The organism is Sporosarcina sp. NPDC096371, from assembly GCF_044762865.1.
In the GTDB taxonomy this organism is placed as follows: domain Bacteria; phylum Bacillota; class Bacilli; order Bacillales_A; family Planococcaceae; genus Sporosarcina.
In genome coordinates, this window is record NZ_JBIWFE010000001.1 from 1060933 (window position 1) to 1085646 (window position 24714).

Below are 24714 nucleotides of genomic sequence, written 5' to 3' on the forward strand. Positions count from 1 at the left end.
ATCTATTGATTTCAGCATTTCTGTCTATCCGTAGGAAGAATAGTTAATTTATGACCAAAACACGAACGATTGTAGATTATGCGTAATGTATGTTCGTGAATTCAACTAGCAATTAAAAAGTATTGCGCTTTTAGATATCAAATGTTAAGATATAAGGCGAAAGGGCATTATTGTCCGAATCTTATTCGTATTCTTATTCACGCCAATTGAATAACGCGAATGATTGTATGGGGAGAGCACGCACTGGCGTCGCCGAAGGAGCAAATAACAGCGGTTATGAATCTCTCAGGTAACAAGACTCATACATGACGCATCTCTGGAGAGTGCCGGGATTTTTCGGCCACCGACGAGGAAAGCCGCAAGGTAAACTTTCAGGTACAAGGACAGGGGTTCTCTTTAAGGGGACCACTGTCTTTTTTTAGTGTCTGGCTCCAGTTTCTAGTGAGGCGCGGTGTACGTGGATTGCCTTTCCATTATTCAAGGCGCTTACACTTTTCTTTATTAAATACCAAGGGGGAATTAGCGATGGCAGAAGCACTAAAACGAACTGCACTTTTTGACAGTTATGCCGAGTACGGCGGGAAAACAATCGATTTCGGTGGTTGGGCATTACCCGTCCAATTTTCAAGTATTAAAATCGAACATGAAGCCGTACGCACAAAAGCTGGCTTGTTTGATGTATCGCATATGGGTGAGGTTTTTGTGAGTGGGGCGGGTGCACTTGCTTACCTACAAAAACTGGTGACGAATGATGTGTCTAAATTATCAGATGGTCAAGCCCAATATACGGCAATGTGCTATGAAGATGGCGGAACAATCGATGATCTTCTCATTTACAAACGTGGAGAAAACGACTATCTGCTCGTCGTCAATGCATCGAATATCGACAAAGATGTTGAGTGGATTAAACGTCATGCGACTGCAGATGTGGTTATCGAAGACAAATCAGCTGACTACGGTCTTCTTGCTTTACAAGGACCTGTGGCGCAAGAAGTACTTCAAAAATTAACGGATGAGCCACTAGCAGATATCAAATTTTTCCGTTTCAAGGAAAATGTAAACGTGGCAGGGCATTCTGTACTTGTTTCACGTACGGGCTATACGGGTGAAAATGGTTTTGAAATCTACGGATCAGCAGATGCAATCGTTGCACTTTGGCCTGCAATTCTTGAGGCTGGTAAAGAAGAAGGCGTGATTCCAGCAGGTTTAGGTGCTCGTGATACACTTCGTTTTGAAGCAGGATTACCGCTTTATGGACAAGAGTTGTCAAAAGATATTTCACCGCTTGAAACGGGTCTTGGCTTTGTTGTGAAATTGAATAAAGAACAGGATTTCTTTGGAAAAGCAGCTCTTACTGCACAAAAAGAAAATGGCGTACCGCGTAAATTGATTGGTATTGAAATGATTGACAAAGGTATCCCACGTACGGGTTACAAAGTGTTCCTTGGAGATACAGTAATCGGCGAAGTGACGACAGGTACACAATCACCGACTCTTAAAAAGAATATTGGCTTCGCATTATTGAATAGTGAGCACACTGCTGAAGGTACGGAAGTGGAAGTCGAAATCCGTAATAAGCGGTTGAAAGCAGTAATTATTGCAACACCATTTTATAAACGATAACTAATGAAATGATGAAAAGGGGCTAACTAGACATGAAGCATCGTTACCTTCCAATGACGGAAACCGATCGTGCTGAGATGATGCAGACAATCGGAATTTCCTCTGTAGATGAACTATTTGCAGATATTCCTGAGAAAGTTCGCTTTCAGGGCGAATATAATATTAAAAAAGCGAAATCCGAGACTTCATTAACAAAAGAACTTGCACAAGTTGCTGCAAAGAATGCGGATGCGCGTACATATGCATCATTCCTTGGCGCGGGAGTCTATGATCATTTCAAGCCGATCATTGTTGACCATGTCATTTCACGATCTGAGTTCTATACAGCTTATACGCCGTACCAGCCAGAAATTTCACAAGGTGAATTGCAAGCGATTTTCGAATTCCAGACAATGATCTGTGAATTGACAGGCATGGATCTTGCAAACTCATCTATGTATGACGGCGGAACGGCACTTGCAGAGGCAGGAAATCTTGCAGCTGGTCACACACGCCGTAAGAAATTGCTTGTATCGGAAACGGTACACCCTGAATCACGTGAAGTTGTCCTTTCATACGCATCTGGACAGTCGATTGAAGTAGTGACGATTCCACAAAAAGATGGCGTAACGGACATTGCGAAACTAGAAGAATTGATGGATGAGGATACAGCTGCTGTTCTCGTTCAATATCCAAACTTCTTCGGGCAAATTGAAGACATTCAAAAAATTGGTGAGCTAGCTCATGATAAAGGCGGACTATTTGTTGTATCATCCAATCCTCTTGCACTTGGAGTACTAACACCTCCAGGTAAGCTTGGTGCGGATATTACAGTTGGCGATGCACAACCATTTGGTATACCAGAAGCATTCGGTGGGCCGCACTGTGGTTATTTCGCTGTGACGAAAAAGTTGATGCGTAAAGTTCCGGGACGTCTTGTTGGTGAAACAACGGATGATGAAGGACGTCGTGGTTATGTATTGACGCTTCAAGCACGTGAGCAACATATCCGTCGTGATAAAGCGACATCAAATATCTGTTCAAACCAAGCGTTGAATGCATTGGCAGCATCTGTTGCGATGACTGCACTTGGAAAAGTGGGTGTGCAGGAAATTGCGTACCAAAATATCGTGAAAACACGTTATGCCAAAGATGCTTTTGAAAAAGCTGGTTTTGATGTGGCATTTGGCGGCGCTCATTTCAATGAAATCGTTGTTAACTGCAAACAGTCAGTTAAAGAAATCAATGCACATCTCTTCACAAAAGGGATTCTTGGTGGCTACGACCTCGGTTTGACATATCCAGCATTTGCTAATCATGCACTTATTGCTGTGACTGACCAACGTACTAAAGAAGAAATCGATGCACTTGTGCAGGAAATGGAGGCCCTTCATGCATAAAGATAATCAGCCGTTAATTTTTGAACTGACGAAAGAAGGACGAGTAGGCTACAGTCTACCTGAACTAGATGTGCCTGAGCTGGACCTGTCAGATTTATTGCCAACAGGATTTGTCCGCGAAGAAGCGGCGGAACTTCCAGAAGTATCTGAGCTCGATATCATGCGCCACTATACGGCGTTATCTAACCGTAACCATGGTGTAGATACAGGATTTTATCCACTTGGATCTTGTACGATGAAATACAATCCAAAAATCAATGAATCTGTTGCACGTTTCCCTGGATTTGCGAACATTCACCCATTGCAAGATGAGTCGACTGTACAAGGCGCAATGGAAATTATGTATGATTTGCAAGAGCATCTTGTTGAAATTACAGGAATGGATGAAGTGACACTTCAACCAGCTGCTGGCGCACATGGCGAATGGACAGCATTGATGATGATTCGTGCATTCCATGAGGCAAACGGCGACTTCCATCGTACAAAAGTACTTGTTCCAGACTCTGCGCACGGAACAAACCCAGCATCGGCAACGGTTGCAGGTTTTGAAACGGTTACAGTGAAGTCAAATGAACACGGACTTGTTGACTTAGAAGACTTGAAACGTGTCGTTGGACCGGATACGGCAGCATTAATGCTGACAAACCCGAATACGCTTGGACTTTTTGAAGAAGACATTCTTGAAATGGCTGAAATTGTTCACGCTGTTGGCGGGAAATTGTACTATGATGGTGCTAACTTGAATGCGGTTATGTCTAAGGCTCGTCCTGGCGACATGGGCTTCGATGCGGTTCACTTAAACTTGCACAAAACATTCACAGGTCCTCACGGTGGTGGCGGTCCAGGTTCTGGTCCAGTTGGTGTCAAAGCTGATTTGGCTCCATTCTTGCCGAAACCAGTGCTTGTGAAAAAAGAGGATGTTTACACGTTCGAATACAATGTTCCACAATCGATTGGCCGTGTGAAGCCATTCTATGGCAACTTCGGCATTTATCTTCGTGCATACACTTATATTCGTACAATGGGCCCAGATGGCTTGAAAGCTGTTACGGAGTATGCGGTATTGAACGCAAACTATATGATGCGTCGACTTGAGCCTTACTTCGACCTTCCATATAACCGTCATTGTAAGCATGAATTCGTTCTCTCAGGCCGTCGCCAGAAAAAAATGGGTGTTCGTACACTCGATATGGCGAAACGACTGCTCGACTTTGGCTACCATCCGCCAACAATCTACTTCCCACTAAATGTTGAGGAAGGCATGATGATTGAGCCGACAGAAACAGAGTCAAAAGAAACACTCGACGCATTTTGTGATGCATTAATTCAAATTGCAAAAGAAGTCGAAGAAAACCCTGAAATCGTTCAAAACGCACCACATACGACAGTTATCAATCGTTTAGATGAAACGAAGGCAGCACGTCAACCTGTATTGCGTTATACAAAATAATAATTGAAAATGTTATAAGCGTAGAGAATCCATATTGATCGGGATTCTTTACGCTTATTTTTCGTGTTTAAGAGAAAATAGTGGTGATGATGCTTTTCTTGAATTCATATGATGGTAGGAAAAGGGGTGGATAATTGAAGCATTCAAAAAGCATGTTATTTATCCTATGTATCGCAGGCGCATTTTTATTAGTTTATGGGACAGCAGTCATCCTACGATTGACATTGGGCAATTATCTATTGGAGGGGGGATTGGCTAATCTAAGCTACGTGCTGCTTGCTGTATTATGTGTACTACCATTTTTGGTATATCTATTCATTAGTGGAAATCAGGTCGGAAGGATTTTAGAAGTGATAGGGACTAGTGGATTCTTTTTTTCGATTCTTTTTGTATATGTTAACTTTATGCTTGTTTTTTCATCAACAGAAAAGTTTCCGGAAGATGAAATAAGATTATTGATATGTTTCCCTGTGGTGGCTCTAATTTTGGTGGTTCTTTTGCAATTCATCCATAGTAAAAATATATGGTGGAAAGAAATAAGGTGAACAATAGTGTTATCTGCTAAGGAAAGGGAGGGCCGATAAGGCAGCTCCCTTTTAAAATCCAATCGACCCATCTTGCTCCCAAGCACCTTTTGTAGAGCGTTTATGTTGTTTTTGCAAATCTTTGATGCGGCGTTCGTAGTCGATGGTTCCATCATAATGAAAGCCGAGTGCGGCGGACATATATAATTCATTGAGCTGCGAAATGGATAATCCCGCAGTTCTTTTTGTCATGTCGTCTAGTTGTTCGTCATTGAACAATCCTTTTTTGTCGAGCTTTTGCAAATACTGACGTCGAACTTCTGCAGTAGGTGATGGAATCTCATAGGTACTATCAAAGCGGCCAGCGCGGTTAATAAGCGCGGGATCGATTTTTTCTGGGTAGTTTGTCGTGCCGATAATAAACAGCCCTGCACGCACGCGAGCGCCGTCTAAAGTGTTGAGAAACGAGCTACGCGTATGTTCGGGCATGGAGTCAATATCCTCAATAACAAGAATCGCGGGTGCCATTCTTGCAACGGTATTAAACACTTCCTGCACGGAATAGCTACCCGTATGCTCCGTAATTTGCCAATAGATGACAGGTGCCGCTGTTGAGCCGGTGATAGAGCGGACAAGCGTTGTCTTGCCGTTTCCGGGAGCACCGTATAACAAGATTCCCCGTTTATAAGGTAATCCATATTCCTTGTAGAATAATCCGCCGTCTTTGAAGAATTCATCAATGGCACGAAATATATCGTTTTTCATCGTGTCCCCAAGAAATACATCATCCCGGTCCACTTTTTCTCCGTGTTCAAAGCTTTTCTTTTCAACGCCATTGTCTGTATCGACAAGGTAAGTGACGGTTGTTTTCATCATTTCACGTTGTAAATGATTGACCTGTTCGATGAAGACCTTTACTTTTTCCGCCGAGGATGCGAAGAATTGAAATTCAGGCCATGTTGAACCGTTGCCAACGTAGTACAATATTTGGGTGAAAGCGATATCAAAATCAGGAAGGTAGACTAGTTGGTTTTCAATTGTTTCAGAAGTACGTAATGTGAAGCCATTCCCTGAATCGGAACGTTCTACTTTTCCTGACGGACGTACGCCGTAGACATGGCAAAGGGATTCATAGTGTAATTGTCCTTTTTTCATCAATTCATCGATGACTAATTCTGAGTGAGCGATCAAATCATCTGCTTGTATGGTTTGCCAGTCTTGTGGTTGCCGCTTGTTTAGTTGTTGGATGATGCGACGATTGACGGTCGCATAATCTTCGTAAAAGGGTAGTAGATCGCGCATATCTTGATCGATGGGGAATAATATTGTTTTTTTCATAGGCCTCTCCATTTCTTTTGGTAAAATGGTTTTTTCTAGAAAAAAAGTTCCTCCGGGAGGAAGAACTTTGCCGTTACTTACTTTTCACTTTACCCGTCCACAGACGGAAACCGCCCTGTAGATGGAATAACTGTCCATAATCTTTTTTCTTTAAAAATAATGCAGCACGTGCACTTTTTCCGCCATTTTGGTCGTACAAGTAAACAGGCTTGTCCGGACGAATTTCTTTGAAACGTTGACGGAACTGGGAGTACGGGATATTACGAGCGCCGAGAATGTGGCCTGCATCGTAATCTTTCGCCTCACGCACATCGATGAGCTGCGCTTTCCGGTAACCTTCGATAAACTGATCTTGCGTCAAATTTGTAACGGCTTTACGAAGACGTAGCATCGTTACGACCATGTATCCAATCGCTATAAGTACAACGGCCCCTAAGATAATAAAATCCACAACAACTTTCCCCTTTCTTTCTACTTTTCTATTATAAAGATTTGGTGGCACTAGTTCAATGGGAATGATAAAATGAAATTCGTTGTGAAGGGGGAATTCGGATGAAAAAAACGATTTGGCACTTCATTAATTCGGGGAAATGCAGCGCTTCGTTCAACATGGCGCTTGATGAAGCATTGTTGGAATGGCATAGCAAAGGGGAAATCGGACCAGTGTTGCGATTTTACGAATGGCAACCGGCAACGCTTTCGATTGGCTATTTTCAAAGCGTTGACAAAGAGATTGACATGGAAGAAGTAAATAAACATGGCCTTGGTTTTGTGAGGCGCCCGACCGGAGGAAGGGGAGTTCTCCATGAGCATGAACTTACATATAGCGTTATTGTGTCTGAAAGCTATCCAGATATGCCCGAAACCGTGACGGAAGCGTATCGCGTTATTTCAGGAGGGGTGCTTGAAGGGTTTCGGAATTTAGGTCTCGACGCAAAGTTTTCGGTTCCAGAAACGGTCGAGCAAACGAATGACCTAAAAAAGCCGAAAAGTGCGGTGTGCTTTGACGCGCCAAGCTGGTATGAGCTAGTCGTTGAAGGCAAGAAAGTAGCCGGTAGTGCGCAGACGAGGCAAAAAGGTGTCATTTTGCAGCACGGTGCGATACTTTTAAGTCTTGACGAAGACAAGCTTGTTTCTTTATTTAAATTCAAATCGGAGGAGCAGCGCGAACGAATGCGTGTCAGTTTGCCGGAAAAAGCAGTGGCGATTGATCGATTAATTGACCGAACGGTGTCAGTTGAGGAATGTGTTGAGGCGTTTGCGAAAGGATTTGAAGATGCGCTCGAAATGCAACTTGAGCCATTGGAATTAACATCGGAGCAACTTGAATTTGTCATGGAAATCGAACGACAAAAATATGCAAATAATGACTGGACATTTAAAAAATGACGCCTGTGACTTTTGTACTATTTTTTGTGGTGCGGACAATCCAAATGGCGTGAATAAAGCGTTTGACGAAAAATGTAAAAAACGTCGTCGTTGAAGAATTACTCAATATGTAGTAGATTAAAAGAAAGAACCAACACAACATGTTGTGTTGGACGAAGGAATTTAAAAAGGAGGATGCTTGAATGGTCATTGTTTCAAAGCATCAAGAACCAATTTTGGACAAGGTGCAACTGAATGCAGATATTGCGAAATTCCCGCAAGTGCATCCTATTACAGCAGATATGAAAATCGAACATAGTGGTGTTTCGAGGCTCGTTATGATTGATCGGTATTCGTTCAAGGATACGGAAAAGAAAACCCTGAAAGCGGGAGATTTTGTCGTACTGACAGTAAAAGAGGATCCAAAGTTCCCAGCACGTGGACTTGGATTTATCACTGCGATTGACGATAAGAATGGCAAGGCGGATATTTGGATTGAAAAAGAATTTCGTTCTGCGATTGATAATCCCGAAGAGCAGGAAAAAGGCATCATCACACGACCAATCGATGCGGTTGAGAAGCCACTTGAAGTATTTTATGAGCAGATTGCGAAGCGTAATGCGACTGGGTTGGCCTCTGTTGAAACGACGGAAGACAAGCGCCAAGCATCATTTGAACGATTCTATGATCAGCTGTCGAACTTGAACTTCATCCCGGCGGGCCGAGTACTATACGGGGCTGGTTCAGATACGGAAGTCACATTTTTCAACTGTTACGTTATGCCTTTTGTGGCAGACTCCCGTGAAGGCATTTCCGATCATCGCAAACAGGTGATGGAGATTATGAGCCGAGGCGGCGGTGTAGGGACGAATGGTTCAACATTACGACCACGCAACACACTTGCACGCGGTGTCAACGGTAAATCGTCTGGGTCGGTTTCATGGCTAGACGATATAGCGAAATTGACACATCTTGTGGAACAAGGTGGATCAAGACGTGGAGCTCAAATGATTATGTTGGCGGACTGGCACCCTGACATTTATGAATTTATCATCTCTAAAATGCAGAATCCGCGTATTCTTCGTTACCTTCTGGAGCATACAGAAGACGAACTGATTAAAAAGCTTGCCAGTGATAAACTGAAATTCAAACCGCTGACTGTACAAGAGGAAGCGATGTATCAAGGTATTTTGAACTATCGGACAATCCCAGGTATGGGGGGCTTCAATGAAGCAATCATGCGCGATGCTGAATCGAAATTACGCGACGGTGGGACGTATTCCGTACATAATTTGGAATTCCTCACAGGCGCCAATATTTCGGTCACATTGACGGATGATTTCATGAAAGCTGTCGAACAAGATGCAGATTACGAGCTCAGGTTCCCAGCAGTGGAAAAATATTCACCAGTTGAAATGACAGCTTACAATGAAGAGTGGCATAAAGTTGGGGATGTTCGCGAATGGGAGCGTCAAGGATTCGCTGTGCGTGTCTACCGCACCATCAAAGCGCGTGCACTCTGGGACCTAATTAATATCTGTGCAACATATTCCGCAGAACCAGGCATTTTCTTCATCGACAATGCCAACAATGAAACAAATGCGAAAGCATATGGTCAGCAAGTCGTAGCGACAAACCCATGCGGGGAACAACCGCTCGCACCGTATAGTGTTTGTAACCTTGCTGCCGTCAACCTTGCCGAATTTGCAGATAAAGAAACAAAATCAGTCAATTATGAAAAATTGATGGAAACGGTACGAGTTGGTGTTCGTATGCAAGATAACGTCATCGATGCGACACCTTATTTCCTTGAAGAAAATAAAGTACAAGCTCTCGGCGAGCGTCGTGTAGGACTAGGTGTCATGGGTCTTGCTGATTTGCTCATCTATTGTGAAAAGGAATACGGCTCGACAGAAGGTAACGAACTTGTTGACAACGTATTCGAGGCGATTGCAACGACGGCTTACCGTGAATCAGTCGAACTTGCAAAAGAAAAAGGCAGCTTCCCATTCCTCATCGGCCAAACAGATGAAGAAACAAAAGCACTTCGTGAAGCATTTATCAACACGGGCTTCATGAAAAAAATGCCGGAAGATATCCGTCAATCGATTTTGGAATATGGTATACGCAATTCGCATCTACTAACTGTTGCACCTACGGGATCCACTGGGACAATGGTAGGAGTTTCCACAGGATTAGAACCATATTTCTCCTTCACTTACTATCGCAGTGGTCGCCTCGGGAAATTCATCGAGGTTAAAGCGGGTATCGTAGAAGAATATTTACAGAATAATCCTGAAGCAGATCCGGATCAGTTACCGGAATGGTTTATCTCTTCGATGAGCCTTGCACCTGAAGCGCATGCGGATGTCCAATGTATCATTCAGCGCTGGATTGACAGCTCAATATCTAAGACGGTTAACGCGCCACGTGGCTATACGGTTGAACAGGTCGAGAGCGTCTATGAGCGTCTATATAAAGGTGGAGCAAAAGGCGGTACTGTTTATGTTGATGGTAGCCGTGATTCCCAAGTATTGACGTTGAAAGCTGAAGAAAATAATATGGATGCAGATATTACCGAAGAAGTCGTTTCGGCACAGCCGAAAGTCGTACTAGTCAATACCGTTCATGACTTACGGTCAACTAACGTCACAATTGGCTCTGAAGTGGGCGATACTTGTCCAGTCTGTCGTCAAGGAACAGTTGAAGAAATGGGCGGCTGTAATACATGTACAAACTGTAATGCACAATTGAAATGCGGTTTATAATCAAATCAATTACGCCTTGGTGTAGGTTTGAAATAAAGTCGCGATGTTTATAAAAAAAGATACGATGTTTTGAATAAAGTCGAGATGTTTTCCCCCTTTGGATATGGTTATCTAAAGGGGTATTTTTATAATGAAGGGAAAGAACATCTGAATTAAAAGGTGGATTAATGAATTGTTAATTGAAAATAAATTGTTCCGTTAAAGGGACAGTTTGTTGAATAAAGAGGGAAAGCTATTAAGCAGTCGAGAAGAAATCTTTAGGAACATATATGATAAAACTAGGAAAAAGGTGGTATGAGATATGAAAATCCGTAGAATAGATCATGTGGGTATAATAGTCAATGATCTTCCAACCGCGAAAGCATTTTTTCTTGACTTTGGCCTTGAAATGCTAGGGGAAGGAAAAGTGGAAGGTGAGTGGGCGGAGAGGATGGAGCGGATGATAGGGCTTCAAGACGTTAAAGAGGAAGCTGCAATGTTGCGAACGCCAGACGGTGATGCAAATATAGAACTAGTAATGTTGGGAACGCCAGACGGTGACGCAAATATAGAACTAGTAAAATTTCACATGCCATCAGATGAAAATGGCATCCAGCGTCCTTTAGCAAATACTCTGGGTATCCAGCATATTGCCTTTGCTGTTGAAGATATTGAAGCCCTTGTTACCAAATTGACAAAGAAAGGCGCAGTACTTATTGGTGAGATACAAAACTACGAAAACGCTTATAAATTATGCTTCGTTCGTGGTCCAGAAGGAATAATTTTGGAGCTGGCTGAGAAAATTAAATAAAATATCCAATCTTTTTTATCAAAACAGCAAACTCGTCGATAAGATAAGAAACCACTTTGATCAACCTTTTTTCAAAATGGTTTCTTTGGCTACTAAATAAGGGTTGGTCCCATACATTCACTCAAACTTTATTCAAAAATTACACTTGGCGTAATTGCGTCCAAATTTTTAATTGCGCTTTCGCAATTAATTCCCTTCAAAGTTTATGACATCCGCCGGAGACTCAACTGGGAGGAATTGAACTTTATTCCTCCTTAATCTGCAGTGAGTTTGAGCCCCCGGTTTTGAATGTCTTCTTACATTCATCCCGCAATTTATTGAAGTGGCTGACTTCAGCTGAATCAAGTTGAAAAAACGGAAGGTGCCTGATTCGGCGCCTTCCGTTTTTTTAATTCACAGGAATAGTTTCAATTGTAGAATTCGTATCCGTCTTAGCGGGTGCTTCCAATACTTTAATGCCGTATTCTTCAATCTCTAATAATTTTTCAAACGATGCAATCGCCACTTCTACCTGTTTGTTATCGGGCTCTTTTGTCGTCAATAACTGTAGCCATAATCCAGGGTAGCCTAAATATTTCAGCACAGGAACATTACGCATTGCGTTGGTTAGCTGCAATACTTCAAAAGAAATACCAAGTACAACCGGGATCAGAAGAATCCGATTAACAATACGTAGCCAGAGCGGATCTGTTGGCACCAGGAAGTAGATGAACATGCCGACAATTACTGTGAAGAGAATGAAACTACTGCCACAACGGAAATGAAGCCTGGATTGTGCTTGTACATTATCAACTGTCAGCGGTAAATTATTTTCATAGGCATTGATAACTTTATGTTCCGCACCGTGGTATTGAAAGACTCGCTTAATGAGAGGAGTCATCGAAATAAGTGAAATATACGTAAGTAATAAAATGAGTTTGAACAAACTTTCTAGTAAGATTTGTGCGGGTTTCCCAGGTGCGATAAACTGCAGCATTTCTGCTAGGAATACCGGGACAAGTGTGAAAACGAATTTTCCGAACAGAAACGACAAAACACCGACTGCAGCTACGCCGAGAACCATGGTTAATTTGGATGTTTCTTCGGGCTCCTGTTGTTGTTCTTCCCCGGGCATGACATCATAACGATCGCTAGAAAATGTCAAATGACGCGAACCGATACCGGCTGATTCAATCAAGGCAACGATACCACGGACAAACGGAATCTTTTTCAATTTCATCCGCGTATTATTTTTTTCTTTCGGCAGATGATAATAATCGATGGAATCATCTTTGCGCCTGATGGCTGTCACAGTATGATCCTTGCTAGCGAACATAACCCCTTCTACAAGTGCTTGTCCTCCATAAGTAGGAGGTTGTTGTTCTTTTCCCATATACATTCCCACACTTTCTATCGTATCAACTAAAACCTATTTAACCATTGTACTAAAAAACGGCCGTACACTCCACAATTGATGTTTAAAAAATAGAGAACCATCCGACACTTTAGACAGGAGGGATTTCCATGATCAATAAAACCTTACTGTGGACGGCACTTTTCAGTGCTTTATTTACGGTACTATCGCTCATGTTTTTGCATCTTTTCAATTTCATCGACTGGTCGCCTGTTGGATGGGCAAAGAAAGGGCAATTCGCTACATCAGCTCATTTTACAATCCAGTGGACGCTACTTTTTATTGCACTTACCATTGTATTAGCTGTTGTCTATTATGCTGTTTCATTTACAACGTCTATTCCGCCATCCGTAACTTCACTTATCATTGCAATCATAGCTGTCTTTGCTATTGAATGGACGATTGGTTCGCCTAAAACGCCTTTCGATGCTATCAAATCTGTGTCTATCCCATTTCTTGCAATCATCGCCATCGTTCTTCGATTTATCACCGGGACAGCTGTTTTTATGAAGAAATTTTCAGGGGAAAGTATGAAATGAGTTGCTAGACAACACCGATATGATAAAATAAGAAAGAAAACGGTGAGGGGAATGGTATGGGGTGAAATTATTAATTCTGAATGGTCCTAATTTAAACAGACTTGGAAAAAGAGAACCGGGCATTTATGGTGCGGAAACGTTGGAGGATATCGAACGTAGACTGGATAGTCTTGCGGAACAGCACGGAGTTGAATTGGCATTCTTCCAATCCAATATAGAAGGTGCTTTAATCGACAAGATCCATGAAGCGGAAGACATCGGTCTCGATGGCATTGTCTTCAATCCAGGTGCATTTACGCATTACAGCATTGCCTTACGTGATGCGGTTGCTTCGATTCAAGTACCTGTTATCGAAATCCATATTTCGAACATACATAGTCGAGAACCATTCAGGCAGACATCAGTCATTGCACCGGTCTGCATTGGCCAGCTGTCGGGATTCGGCACAGACGGATATGAACTCGCCTTTCAAGCTTTTCTCCTCCGTAGAAAAGGGGAATGAAATGATGAAACTGACAAAATTACGTGAATTACTAAAAGAACAAGAAATTGATGCACTACTTGTTACTAATGAATTCAATCGTCGTTACATGACAGGTTTTACGGGGACAGCTGGACTGGCGATTATCTCATCTGACGACGCTGTGTTTATCACGGATTTCCGCTATACGGAACAAGCAGAAAAAGAAATTGAGGGCTTCCGTATTGTCCAACATGCGAAAACCATTATAGAAGAAGTTGCCGTACAAGCCGAAAGTATGGGCCTTCAAACAATTGGTTTTGAAAAAGATGATTTGACATATGGTCTTTATGAGTTATACAATGCACAAGTTAAAGCGACGTTAAAACCGGTTTCGGGACTTGTTGAAAAACTACGTATGGTAAAAACGGAAGACGAACTTGTGATTTTGAGAAAAGCTGCTAAAATTGCCGATGATGCATTTGCACATATTTGCACATTCATCAAACCTGGCGTAACCGAGCTTGAAGTATCGAATGAACTAGAATTCGCGATGCGTAAACAAGGGGCAACATCTTCATCGTTCTCCATTATCGTGGCATCTGGCTTACGTGGGGCGCTGCCACATGGTGTTGCAACAGATAAAGTGATTGAATCAGGTGATCTTGTCACGCTTGACTTCGGTGCGTTATATGAAGGCTATATTTCAGACATTACGCGTACGGTTGCAGTTGGGGAACCTTCGGACAAACTAAAAGAAATTTACGAAGTAACACGTGCTGCACAAGAACTAGCTTTACAAGAGATTAAACCTGGGATGACAGGAATCGAAGCAGATGCGATTGCACGCGATTACATCTCGTCCAAAGGGTATGGTGAGGCATTCGGTCATTCCACGGGACACGGTATCGGCTTAGAAGTACATGAAGGACCTGGACTATCCTTCCGTTCGGAAACAGTTCTTGTACCAAATATGGCTGTCACTGTTGAGCCGGGGATCTATCTTCCGGGAATCGGCGGCGTGCGTATTGAAGATGATATCGTGATGACGGAGGACGGCAACGTACGTCTAACACATTCACCAAAAGAACTACTTATCTTATAAGGTAAGCCAGTAGAAGTTCTTGGATGCCCTATATAAGGGCCACTACGGCACTGCTGTTGACAGGAATTGGTGGCTTTTGGCCACCTTCCTGTCGGGCTCGAAAATCACCGAGCTATCTAATAATCTAGTAAATGGAGGAATCATCATGATTTCAGTAAACGATTTTAAAACAGGCTTAACAATCGAAGTAGACGGGGATATTTGGCGCGTTATAGATTTCCAACACGTTAAACCGGGAAAAGGCGCGGCATTCGTCCGTTCGAAATTGCGTAATTTACGTACAGGGAACGTCAATGAAAAAACGTTCCGTGCAGGTGAAAAAGTTGGGAAAGCACAAATCGACAATAAACGTATGCAATATTTGTATGCAAATGGTGACGATCATGTCTTCATGGACAATGAATCTTATGAACAAATCGAACTTCCTGCAAAACAAATCGAAGAAGAATTAAAATTCTTGAAAGAAAATATGGAAGTGCATGTGATTCAATATAAAGAAGAAATTCTTGGTGTTGAATTGCCAGTAACTGTCGTACTAGAAGTTGCTGAAACAGAGCCAGGTATTAAAGGTGATACGTCAAGCGGTGGTTCGAAGCCCGCTACACTTGAAACAGGCCTTATTGTTCAAGTGCCATTTTTCGTTAACGCAGGCGATAAACTAATCATCAACACGGAAGAATCCGAATACGTTTCACGTGCTTAATATGGAATAGAGACAAAAAACACTTTGCAACCCAATTGGGGAGCAAAGTGTTTTTTTATTCATATGATAAGCCCATTGCACATAGGATAGTGCAATGGGGGGAGCGCCAGATGGAGTTGAATGATTTACTACGTGTTGCCGGTATTGGTTTAGTTATCGGTTTACTACATGTTTTTTTCGAACAGACCGGCAAAAAGGAATTCTCCTATTTCCTATTTTTTATAGCCTATATTTACATCACTGCGGAAATGTTGCGTTTCCTTAAAATCTTCTTTTCGGAAATCATGGAATTTTTCCAATGGTTGTCGATGACAGTCTGATGTTCATTCTAATCCAAACGATAGTTGTCTTTCTCATTCTACTGCTCATCGCATTTGCCGTACCTAAGTTGCAACCGCTGTTGTATACATCCCTCTTTTTATTCTTTTTATTTTACGTACTGAGTACGATCGTTTTTCCGTTTGGTAAAAAGATTGCGAACATTTTCGAAGCGTTGCCGGATCCATTTGCAAAACTATTGATTGGCAGCGCCATTTTGTTTTATGTTTCTGAGCTTATCGCCAAACATATTGAAGAAGCGGGGTACGGTTCGCTTGCGGTGCTGATGCATTTTGCTGTAAAAATTGCCATTCTTACCTTGTGGATTACGCAGACCACCAAACTCATCGAAATACTGTCGACACTCATTACAAAATGATCGGACTGGGCATCTATGATTACCTTTATTGAATCGATACTCGGAACTGTACTATCAAGCTTCGTCATCGTAATCATTGCAACCTTTATGGCATTGTTGGTCGATTTTTTATTCCCTTCATTTACGAAGTGGACGAGGATGATGATGATCTTCATTGTCATTGCTGTCGTCTTACAACCTGCGTTCGAGCATCTGGCCCTGATTCGGGATATAGCACATTCCATTTCGATGATGTTCATCGGGGTCTATCCAATTTTGACTGCAAGTATGATTGCGGCAGGTGGGGCATTCAGTCTACTTAATTTTCAGCCTGCAATGCTGCTGTTTGCCAATGGTGCTGTTGTCCTAACGGAAATGGTCCTCATTCCATTATTGACTGCGGCTCTCATTTTTGACCTTGTGACGAGGATACTCCCGGAAGTTTCGTTTTCTAAAATGGCGGACCTTATTCGGACGACCCTTCTTGGAACGGTGTCGGCTGTGGTGGCTGCTTACTCTATCTTTATCACTGTGGGTGGCTCGATGTCTTGGGCGTTGTCAGGCTTTGCAAGCGAGCCAATTAAAGAACTGATCCGTCAAAATGTCCCGTTAATCGGTTCATTCATGACCGATAGTATGGGGACAATTGGCCGCTATTCGTCGGGGGTGAGCGTTTTTGCTGGAGGCTGGCTCATTTCGACCATTTGGACAGTCGCACTCGTCCCATCCATTAAAACGTTGCTAACGGCTTTTTTCTATAGATGGACCGCTGCGCTAATTGAACCGTTCGCCAATGAAGATATCACAGGCATTTTAGATGATATCGGAAGAACATTATTCGTATTATGTGCGGTGTCGTTTCTAATTGCTTTCGCTTTCATCTATACCGCACTTTTTTCAGTCATCCTTATCAAACTAATGACGACGATGAAATGAGGTGAGAAAATGGCATCTTTTTAACAGGAGTCTTGCTAATTACGCTGTTATCTTCCACGATTTTACTGATATTCCCGAAAGAAACGGGAGATAATCTCCTGCCCCTTATTAAACTTGCGATGGGCATTTGGATGATTCGGTCAATCTTCTTAATTTTTGGTCATAGCCTTTAATGAAATTGCATAAAATGAATCATTGATGACAGGTCCTATAACCGGCTCAATGAACGGAAATGGTGATGATATGCAAAAAACAACAAGTAAAATCCATCCCATCCTTCTCGGGACGATCGTTATCCTAGTCATCATTTTTATTACTTCTAGTCTTGGAGGTATCGGGGGGGAGAAGGGGAAGAAGGAGGAGAGCCGGGCATTCGTAGAATTGGAACAAGCATTGATGAACGTGGAAGGGATTGGAGAGGTATTATTATACCCCCACTATGAAAATGTAGAGGCTACCAATCCGTTGGCTAATTACTTTTCACCGTCCACCGCAACAGCTGCAAAGGGGAATGAGCTACAAGGTATACTTGTCGTTGCCGAAGGTGCAAAAGACCTCAAGATTCGAAACCAATTGTCCAAAATCTTGACGACCGTCCTTCAATTACCCGAACATCGGATCGTTATTGTTGAAATGAATAATAGGGGGAATACAAATGAGAACGAATAAAAGAACAGTATGGTTTTTAACATTACTTAGTCTGGTTGCAGTGATTTCAATTTATAGCTTCAAGGAAAAACCAATGACTTTAGATGGCATAACCCTTTTCGCGAAAGAGTCGAAGGACTCCCCGACGCTAACTGAGAAAGGGGACGGCACTGGCAAAACAGCACCCGTTTTTGCAGAGCAGTATCTTTTTGAAGCAATGCGCATGGAGGCCAGTAATGAGCGTAGTAAAATACGTGAACAACTGACGATGAAAGTTGGATCTCCCGACTATACAGCCGCCGAGAAGAGTGATGCGTTAGATCAAATGGCGAAGATTGACAAACGGGAGACTGCAGAAGCACTTATGGAATTGGAAATTATCGCACTTGGCTATCCGGAAGCATTCGTACGTGCGGAGGAGGATGGTGCAGTGAAAGTGACAGTCATGTCCACAGAGGGACAGTCCAAAACTTTGGCGGCTGAAATCACTCAGCATGTGTTAACTAGCTGGGAGGATGTAGGGGATGTTAAAGTTCAATTCACAGGTGGAACTGAGGAATGAAAAAAGGAGACGTGAAGGCCCTAAATAAGGGTCTTTTTTCTTTTTTAATGATGATTTCAATAACAAATCACTAATATCTATTTCATTATGGAGAGAAAACGTCTAAAATAGAGGGGAACGCAATTATAATGTAGTCAGGGGAATCGATCATGTTAAAAATTCAAGAAATTCGTGAAATTATTAAATTAATCGATCAATCTTCAATCGAAAAATTTACTTTTGAATCAAATGGAGAAAAAATCAAACTGGAAAAAGGTAACGGACAGTCAAACACTGCACCATCTGTTATCGCAACTGCACCTATTGTTCAGCAGGAAGCACCTGTCGTTCAACCGGTAGTGGTAGAACCGGTTACAGTAGCTGTACAAGAAGTACCTGTAGCTACTCCACAAACGGAGGATCCATCTTTACACAAGGTTATTTCACCGATGGTTGGGACATTCTATGCCTCTCCTTCGCCGGAGGAATCAGCTTATGTGCAAAATGGTGATAAAGTAAAGCCTGAATCCATCGTCTGCATCGTCGAAGCGATGAAACTTTTCAATGAGATTGAAGCTGAAATTTCAGGGGAAATCGTGGAGATTCTCGTAAAAGACGGACAACTCGTTGAATACGGACAACCTCTCTTCCTCGTTAAATCAAATTGAGGGGGACTGCCAAATGAAAAAAGTATTAATTGCCAACCGTGGTGAAATTGCCGTTCGAATTATTCGAGCTTGTAAAGAACTTGGTATAAAAACCGTAGCGGTCTATTCGGAAGCCGATCGGGATGCCCTTCACGTTGAACTAGCGGATGAAGCTTATTGCATCGGACCTAAACTATCGAAAGACAGTTATCTTAACTTTTCTAATATCATTAGCGTTGCAAAAATGACGGGCTGTGAAGGGATTCACCCTGGATATGGTTTCCTAGCAGAGAATGCAAGTTTTGCGGAACTTTGTGAAGAAGTCAATATTGAATTTATCGGACCAACTGCTGATGCCATTTCTCGTATGGGCACAAAAGATGTTGCCCGTGAAACGATGCGACAAGCAGGTGTTCCGATTGTTCCAGGATCGACTGGTATTGTTGCAGATGAACATGAAGCACTTCAAATTGCGAAAGAAATCGGTTTTCCAGTCATCATTAAAGCGACAGCAGGTGGTGGTGGGAAAGGGATTCGTGTAGCAAGGGATGAAGAAGAACTAAAAAGTGGCATCAAGATTACCCAAAAGGAAGCAGCCGCTGCCTTCGGTAATCCGGGTGTTTATCTTGAAAAATTCATTGAAGTATTTCGTCATGTAGAAGTACAAGTAATGGCAGACAAATTCGGCAATACCATCCATCTCGGGGAGCGTGACTGTTCCATACAGCGTAGAATGCAGAAGCTGCTAGAAGAGGGGCCTTCACCGGCTTTGACGCCTGAACTACGTCAGGCAATGGGGGAAGCAGCTGTTAAAGCAGCAAAAGCTGTTCAGTATCGTGGTGCTGGAACGGTAGAATTTATTTTTGATCATATTAATCAAAAATTCTACTTCATGGAAATGAATACCCGTATCCAAGTCGAACATACCATTACAGAAATGATTACGGGGATTGACTTGGTTCAATTGCAATTGAAAATTGCGTCGGGTGAGACATTAAGTCATCGCCAAGAAGACATCAAAATCAACGGATGGGCCATTGAATGTCGCATCAATGCGGAAAACCCATCGAAAAACTTTATGCCGTCACCGGGGAAAGTAACAATGTACATTCCACCGGGTGGATTTGGCGTTCGTGTCGACTCGGCTATGTATACAGGTTATTCCATTCCCCCGTTCTATGACTCAATGGTTGCCAAACTAATTGTTCATGCGGATACAAGGGAAGAAGCGGTAGCGAGGATGAAACGAGCACTCGATGAATTTATCATTGAAGGTGTAGATACGACTATTCCCTTCCATTCAAGACTTATGGACGATGAAGTCTTTAAGTCGGGTGACTTCGATACAAAATTCCTTGAAAAATACTCGATTATGGACTAAAAGGAAGGAGAATAGGAATGCCTGAAAAGACAATTCCATCATTCGTTGGAATGGCTCCGTCGGGGAATGTCGAGATTGGACGTGTCCAGCTTGCTCCCGAAGTTCTTGAAGTGATAATTGGAATCGCAACAACGGAAGTAAAAGGGGTTGCGAATACTAGGGGAAACTTTGCCACAGGTGTTGCGGAGAAGTTCGGCAAAGTGGTTCACGGTAAAGGTGTCAAAACGGCTTGGTCAGAAGAAGGTTTAATCATCGATGTCTATTGTGTCGTTGACTATGGCTATTCTGTGCCTAGCATTGCAACTGAAATTCAAAAGCAGATTCGCCATGCGGTTTTCCATATGACTTCCCTTGAAACGAAAGAAGTGAACGTCCATATAACGGGAATCCAATTCGAAGTGGGAACGGAAACGGTATGATCTGAAAGCATCGTCCTAGCCGGATGATGCTTTTCAGCTTGTCTTACTGTATCCGGGCACCCTGTTTATGCTATGATAATGCCCTAGAGATACAGTAGTGGAGGAGAAATTTTATGAAACGACGAGAAGCAAGGGAAAAAGCGGTACAAACTCTTTTTCAACTTGATAACACAGAACTAACGATTGAAGAGGCTATTAGGTATATTGTAGATCTACCCGTCAACACGTTTTACGAGCAATTGGTTCGGGGAACTATGGAGCATCAGGAAGCGATTGACCAGACATTGGTGGAAAAATTGGAACATTGGTCGTTGGATCGTCTCCCAAAAATTGAACGTACAGTTTTACGACTTGCTGTCTATGAACTGATGTTTAATGAAGAAGTGCCACATCGAGTGGTTTTAAATGAAGCCATCGAACTTTGTAAAACGTTTGGCGATGAAAAATCGGGTCGTTTTGTCAATGGTGTGCTATCGAAATTTGAAGAAAAATAATCGGAGCCGTTTGGAGGAACTAGAATGACTGGGAAATTAATTGATGGAATTGCGATTGGAAAAGAAATTAGAGAAGAAATCAAGGGAAGAGTGACTGCACTAAAAGACCAAGGGTGTCAACCAGGTCTTGCAGTAATTCTTGTTGGAGACAACCAAGCTTCTCATACATATGTGAAGAACAAGCAAAAGTCTACGTTAGAAGTAGGCATGAAGTCCGAACTTATTGAGCTACCGGCTACTGTAACGGAAGAAGAATTGCTGTCATATGTAACAAAATTGAACAATGATGATTCCATCAACGGCATCCTTGTTCAGCTTCCGTTGCCAAAGCATATCGATGAAAATCTAGTTATTCGTGCAATCGATCCAACAAAAGATGTAGATGGATTCCATCCAGAGAATGTTGGAAAAATGATTATTGGGCAGCAAGCATTTTTGTCTTGCACACCTTATGGCATCATCAAACTTCTTGAACGTACAGGTACAGAAATTAGCGGGAAGCATGCGGTCATCGTTGGACGTAGCAATATTGTAGGCAAGCCTATGGGGCAATTATTATTGCAACGTGACGCTACCGTGACATATTGCCATTCTAAAACAGAGGACTTAGCATCCTTTACAAAGCAAGCGGATATACTGATTGTCGCGATTGGCAAAACGAAATTCATTACAGGCGACCATATTAAAGATGGCGCTGTTGTTATTGATGTCGGCATGAATCGTGACGAGAATGGAAAGTTATGTGGAGATGTTGATTTTGCAACTGCAAAAGAAGTAGCTTCTGCCATTACTCCTGTTCCGGGCGGGGTTGGCCCAATGACGATTACGATGTTATTGAAAAATACTCTTCAAAGTGCGGAGCAGGCCTGCGCAGAAGGTAAATGTTCACGATAACTATAAAATACCGAACGGACGCTGTTTTTCATCGGAAAGACAGCGTTTCTATACGTTGGAAATCGGGAGGTGGGACTGTTGACTGGAAATCCCTACTTATCTGTACAAGCATTATCGAAATACATTAAACGAAAATTCGATGCGGATCCCCATCTGCGTAACGTCTTTGTTAAAGGTGAACTATCGAATGTTAAAAGTCATCCAAGTGGGCATATATACTTCACATTAAAAGATGAAAAGAGCCGGATCCAGTCGGCAATGTTTCGTTCAAGCGCGGCACAGTTGAAGTTCAGACCAGAAAATGGGATGAATGTTCTGATTACGGGAGATGTTACTGTCTATGAAACGACTGGAAACTATCAATTGTATGTCCAATCGATGCAACCAGATGGCGTCGGTGCATTGTATCTAGCCTTTGAACAATTGAAAGAAAGTCTTGGAAAAGAAGGATTGTTTGATGCGCGCTGGAAAAGTCCGCTACCTGCATTTCCAGAGAAGATAGGTGTCGTGACTGCGCAGTCAGGTGCGGCGATCCAAGATATTTGTTCAACGATTGAAAGGCGTTATCCACTTGCTGAAATCATTTTATTTCCAGCGGTCGTACAAGGTGCACAAGCTGCTCCTTCCATCGTTCAATCGATTGCACAGGCAGAAGCCCATGGGGCAATCGATGTGCTGATTGTTGGTCGTGGAGGTGGTTCGATTGAGGATTTATGGGCATTTAACGAAGAAGCGGTGGCAAGAGCCATTTTTTCCTGCCGAATCCCGATTATTAGTGCTGTTGGACATGAAACGGACACGACGATTGCTGATTTCGTATCGGATAGAAGAGCACCAACCCCAACCGCTGCTGCCGAAATGGCGGTTCCAGCTCGCGATGAGTTAATCGAAAGATTATTGGATCGAAAACGTGCAATGTATAATTCTTTATCCAATCAAATTAAGAATGAACGTAAACGATTGACCACCTTACAAACTTCCTATCCACTGCAATTCCCTGAACGTCTCTATCGGCCTTTTACAGAAAGGTTGATTGGGCTTGAAGGAAGATTGTCGCGAAGTAGTCAAGACATTACGAGTCGAAGAGCGTCAGAACTCCATAGATTAAGTGGCATGCTTACCACTTTCTCGCCGGATCAGCGAATTAAGGTTGAGCATCGGAATGTGACCCTGTTAACAGAACGTCTAACAAGGACGATTCAGCACGATGTCCACATACAAAGCGAACGCTTTCAGGCATCTATTCGCATGCTACAAGCGCTCAATCCGCTCAATGTCATGGAACGCGGCTATTCAATCATCTATCAGGATGGTGTCGTCGCCAATTCTATTAAGTCTATGGAAATTGGGTCAAACATTCAAATTAAGTTGCAGGATGGAACAGCGGAAGCGATGGTCCAATCGATAACAATGAATGATGGGGAGGAAAGTTAAGTGGAAAAAGAGCCGATTCGCTTTGAAGAAGCGATGTTAAAATTAGAAGAAGTTGTCCAGAAGTTGGAGACGGGGGATGTCCCGTTGGAGGATGCTATCACACTTTATAAACAAGGAATGGAGTTTTCAGCATACTGTCATGGGAAATTACAGGATGCTGAAAAACAGCTTATTTCCATTATCGATAAAGACGGCAATTCATCACCATTCGATCCAACAAAAGGTGCTGATTCTAATGCATAAAAAACTACAACGCTTTATCTCGGATTATCAACCTATTATTGAGGACAAAATGAATCATTTGCTTGCGGCCACGAATGTGTCTGATACATTGAAATCTTCGATGGCTTACTCTGTTAATGCCGGCGGGAAACGTATCCGACCACTTCTTGTTCTTGCCACGCTCGAAGATTTGGGAGTCCAATCGGACGATGCAGTAACGGTAGCTTGTGCTGTTGAATTGATACACACGTATTCGCTTATCCATGACGATCTTCCATGTATGGATGACGATGATTATAGGCGTGGGAAATTGACGAATCATAAAGTGTATGGTGAATCAGTAGCCGTTCTTGCGGGTGATGCACTGCAGACGTTAGCATTTGAGGCATTAGCGACCCTTCAGGACACGTCGGCAGAGGATGCATTACAACTTATCCAGCTGTTAGCGAAGGCTTCAGGTTCTGCTGGTATGGTCGGTGGTCAAATGCTTGACATCGAAGGCGAATCAAAACGCTTATCGCTAATGGAATTGGAAAATGTCCATGTCAATAAAACAGGGGCATTATTGTCATTTTCTATCGAGGCAGGCGCTATTCTCGCAGGTCTTCATCAACAAAAAACAGCAAAATTAAAGGCATTTGCATGGAATATTGGCCTTGCCTTTCAAATCCAAGATGATATTCTTGACATTACATCAACAACGGAAGCACTTGGCAAGCCGGTTGGTAGTGACATCAGTAGTGACAAGTCGACGTATCCATCACTGCTCGGTCTTGATGGTGCAAAAGAACGTCTTGCAGAACATCATCGTCTGGCAGGGGAAGCGCTTGCTTTTCTTGAAAAAGACCAGCCACTTCTTGGGTTATTTGCGGATTATATTGTCGATCGGCAATCGTGAAGGAACGAAAGTGTTGTGCGGATCGTCCTTCTTGATATAATGTACTAAACTCGCTTCGGACGAAATCCCCCATTTCTTTAAGTT

General features: G+C 42.7%; 27 protein-coding genes and 1 riboswitch. Of the genes, 24 read left to right on the top strand and 3 right to left on the bottom strand.

All coding sequences use genetic code 11. From position 1 onward, the window contains the following. Nucleotides 1–219 precede the first annotated feature (219 nt). Nucleotides 220–311: riboswitch (glycine riboswitch) on the top strand. Between the two features lie 214 nt (nt 312–525). The 4 genes from gcvT (at nt 526) to ACIQ0H_RS05140 (ending at nt 4997) form a co-directional block, all read left to right on the top strand. Next, nucleotides 526–1623 carry a glycine cleavage system aminomethyltransferase GcvT gene (gene gcvT / locus ACIQ0H_RS05125; RefSeq protein WP_403411838.1) on the top strand — a complete coding sequence of 366 codons (1098 nt, stop codon included), beginning with the start codon at nt 526–528 and terminating at the stop codon, nt 1621–1623. A 32-nt stretch (nt 1624–1655) separates the two neighbouring features. Beyond that, a complete protein-coding gene (gene gcvPA, locus ACIQ0H_RS05130) occupies nt 1656–3002 on the top strand; it encodes an aminomethyl-transferring glycine dehydrogenase subunit GcvPA (RefSeq protein WP_403411841.1) in 1347 nt (448 codons plus the stop codon). Next, a complete protein-coding gene (gene gcvPB / locus ACIQ0H_RS05135) occupies nt 2995–4452 on the top strand; it encodes an aminomethyl-transferring glycine dehydrogenase subunit GcvPB (protein WP_403411844.1) in 1458 nt (485 codons plus the stop codon). The genes gcvPA and gcvPB overlap by 8 nt, the downstream gene beginning before the upstream one ends. A gap of 134 nt (nt 4453–4586) precedes the next feature. Beyond that, nucleotides 4587–4997, top strand: a complete 411-nt coding sequence (locus tag ACIQ0H_RS05140; RefSeq protein ID WP_403411847.1) for a hypothetical protein — start codon at nt 4587–4589, stop codon at nt 4995–4997. 51 nt (nt 4998–5048) lie between these two features. Here ACIQ0H_RS05140 and ACIQ0H_RS05145 read toward each other — a convergent pair whose 3' ends face one another. Both ACIQ0H_RS05145 and ACIQ0H_RS05150 read right to left on the bottom strand, forming a co-directional pair. Beyond that, a complete protein-coding gene (locus ACIQ0H_RS05145) occupies nt 5049–6314 on the bottom strand; it encodes an AAA family ATPase (RefSeq protein ID WP_403411850.1) in 1266 nt (421 codons plus the stop codon). Between the two features lie 73 nt (nt 6315–6387). After that, on the bottom strand, nt 6388–6717 hold the full coding sequence (locus ACIQ0H_RS05150) for a rhodanese-like domain-containing protein (RefSeq protein WP_403412385.1): 330 nt from the start codon (nt 6715–6717) through the stop codon (nt 6388–6390). A 149-nt stretch (nt 6718–6866) separates the two neighbouring features. Between ACIQ0H_RS05150 and ACIQ0H_RS05155 the strand changes: the two genes are divergently transcribed. From ACIQ0H_RS05155 to ACIQ0H_RS05165, 3 genes are all read left to right on the top strand, one after another. After that, nucleotides 6867–7703, top strand: a complete 837-nt coding sequence (locus tag ACIQ0H_RS05155) for a lipoate--protein ligase family protein (RefSeq protein ID WP_403411853.1) — start codon at nt 6867–6869, stop codon at nt 7701–7703. Nucleotides 7704–7885: 182 nt separating this feature from the next. After that, nucleotides 7886–10450 carry a vitamin B12-dependent ribonucleotide reductase gene (locus tag ACIQ0H_RS05160; protein ID WP_403411856.1) on the top strand — a complete coding sequence of 855 codons (2565 nt, stop codon included), beginning with the start codon at nt 7886–7888 and terminating at the stop codon, nt 10448–10450. A gap of 301 nt (nt 10451–10751) precedes the next feature. After that, nucleotides 10752–11240, top strand: a complete 489-nt coding sequence (locus tag ACIQ0H_RS05165; protein WP_403411859.1) for a VOC family protein — start codon at nt 10752–10754, stop codon at nt 11238–11240. A gap of 388 nt (nt 11241–11628) precedes the next feature. On the opposite strand, the gene ACIQ0H_RS05170 is transcribed toward ACIQ0H_RS05165, so the two are convergent. Beyond that, nucleotides 11629–12612 carry a DUF1385 domain-containing protein gene (locus tag ACIQ0H_RS05170; protein WP_403411862.1) on the bottom strand — a complete coding sequence of 328 codons (984 nt, stop codon included), beginning with the start codon at nt 12610–12612 and terminating at the stop codon, nt 11629–11631. Between the two features lie 131 nt (nt 12613–12743). On the opposite strand from ACIQ0H_RS05170, the gene ACIQ0H_RS05175 reads away from it, so the two are divergent. From ACIQ0H_RS05175 to ACIQ0H_RS05255, 17 genes are all read left to right on the top strand, one after another. Beyond that, on the top strand, nt 12744–13172 hold the full coding sequence (locus ACIQ0H_RS05175; protein WP_403411865.1) for a hypothetical protein: 429 nt from the start codon (nt 12744–12746) through the stop codon (nt 13170–13172). A gap of 61 nt (nt 13173–13233) precedes the next feature. Further along, entirely contained in the window at nt 13234–13674 is a 441-nt protein-coding gene (gene aroQ, locus ACIQ0H_RS05180; protein ID WP_403411868.1) for a type II 3-dehydroquinate dehydratase, read from the top strand. Nucleotide 13675: 1 nt separating this feature from the next. Continuing rightward, nucleotides 13676–14737 carry a M24 family metallopeptidase gene (locus ACIQ0H_RS05185; RefSeq protein ID WP_403411871.1) on the top strand — a complete coding sequence of 354 codons (1062 nt, stop codon included), beginning with the start codon at nt 13676–13678 and terminating at the stop codon, nt 14735–14737. A 145-nt stretch (nt 14738–14882) separates the two neighbouring features. After that, the gene (gene efp, locus ACIQ0H_RS05190; protein WP_403411874.1) at nt 14883–15440 is read left to right on the top strand and encodes an elongation factor P; all 558 of its coding nucleotides are present in this window, start codon (nt 14883–14885) and stop codon (nt 15438–15440) included. A gap of 110 nt (nt 15441–15550) precedes the next feature. Continuing rightward, complete coding sequence (locus ACIQ0H_RS05195; RefSeq protein WP_403411877.1) at nt 15551–15760, top strand: SpoIIIAC/SpoIIIAD family protein; 210 nt, start codon at nt 15551–15553, stop codon at nt 15758–15760. Then, complete coding sequence (locus ACIQ0H_RS05200) at nt 15760–16137, top strand: SpoIIIAC/SpoIIIAD family protein (RefSeq protein WP_403411880.1); 378 nt, start codon at nt 15760–15762, stop codon at nt 16135–16137. Before ACIQ0H_RS05195 ends, ACIQ0H_RS05200 begins: the two co-directional genes overlap by 1 nt. A gap of 15 nt (nt 16138–16152) precedes the next feature. Further along, nucleotides 16153–17052 carry a stage III sporulation protein AE gene (locus tag ACIQ0H_RS05205; RefSeq protein ID WP_403411883.1) on the top strand — a complete coding sequence of 300 codons (900 nt, stop codon included), beginning with the start codon at nt 16153–16155 and terminating at the stop codon, nt 17050–17052. A 198-nt stretch (nt 17053–17250) separates the two neighbouring features. Next, on the top strand, nt 17251–17721 hold the full coding sequence (locus ACIQ0H_RS05210; protein ID WP_403411886.1) for a hypothetical protein: 471 nt from the start codon (nt 17251–17253) through the stop codon (nt 17719–17721). Continuing rightward, nucleotides 17708–18262, top strand: coding sequence for a SpoIIIAH-like family protein (locus tag ACIQ0H_RS05215; protein ID WP_403411889.1), 555 nt, complete (start codon nt 17708–17710; stop codon nt 18260–18262). The genes ACIQ0H_RS05210 and ACIQ0H_RS05215 overlap by 14 nt, the downstream gene beginning before the upstream one ends. Before the next feature lie 149 nt (nt 18263–18411). Continuing rightward, nucleotides 18412–18909 (top strand): acetyl-CoA carboxylase biotin carboxyl carrier protein, encoded by a 498-nt coding sequence (gene accB, locus ACIQ0H_RS05220; RefSeq protein ID WP_403411892.1) that lies wholly within the window; start codon nt 18412–18414, stop codon nt 18907–18909. 13 nt (nt 18910–18922) lie between these two features. Beyond that, entirely contained in the window at nt 18923–20269 is a 1347-nt protein-coding gene (gene accC, locus ACIQ0H_RS05225) for an acetyl-CoA carboxylase biotin carboxylase subunit (protein ID WP_403411895.1), read from the top strand. 17 nt (nt 20270–20286) lie between these two features. After that, nucleotides 20287–20688 (top strand): Asp23/Gls24 family envelope stress response protein, encoded by a 402-nt coding sequence (locus ACIQ0H_RS05230; protein ID WP_403411898.1) that lies wholly within the window; start codon nt 20287–20289, stop codon nt 20686–20688. Between the two features lie 113 nt (nt 20689–20801). Further along, nucleotides 20802–21182, top strand: a complete 381-nt coding sequence (nusB, locus tag ACIQ0H_RS05235) for a transcription antitermination factor NusB (RefSeq protein ID WP_403411901.1) — start codon at nt 20802–20804, stop codon at nt 21180–21182. 24 nt (nt 21183–21206) lie between these two features. Beyond that, the gene (folD, locus tag ACIQ0H_RS05240) at nt 21207–22076 is read left to right on the top strand and encodes a bifunctional methylenetetrahydrofolate dehydrogenase/methenyltetrahydrofolate cyclohydrolase FolD (RefSeq protein ID WP_403411904.1); all 870 of its coding nucleotides are present in this window, start codon (nt 21207–21209) and stop codon (nt 22074–22076) included. Between the two features lie 78 nt (nt 22077–22154). Continuing rightward, the gene (gene xseA / locus ACIQ0H_RS05245) at nt 22155–23510 is read left to right on the top strand and encodes an exodeoxyribonuclease VII large subunit (protein WP_403411907.1); all 1356 of its coding nucleotides are present in this window, start codon (nt 22155–22157) and stop codon (nt 23508–23510) included. Next, entirely contained in the window at nt 23511–23753 is a 243-nt protein-coding gene (locus ACIQ0H_RS05250) for an exodeoxyribonuclease VII small subunit (protein ID WP_403411910.1), read from the top strand. Beyond that, a complete protein-coding gene (locus tag ACIQ0H_RS05255; protein WP_403411913.1) occupies nt 23746–24630 on the top strand; it encodes a polyprenyl synthetase family protein in 885 nt (294 codons plus the stop codon). The genes ACIQ0H_RS05250 and ACIQ0H_RS05255 overlap by 8 nt, the downstream gene beginning before the upstream one ends. Nucleotides 24631–24714 lie beyond the last annotated feature (84 nt).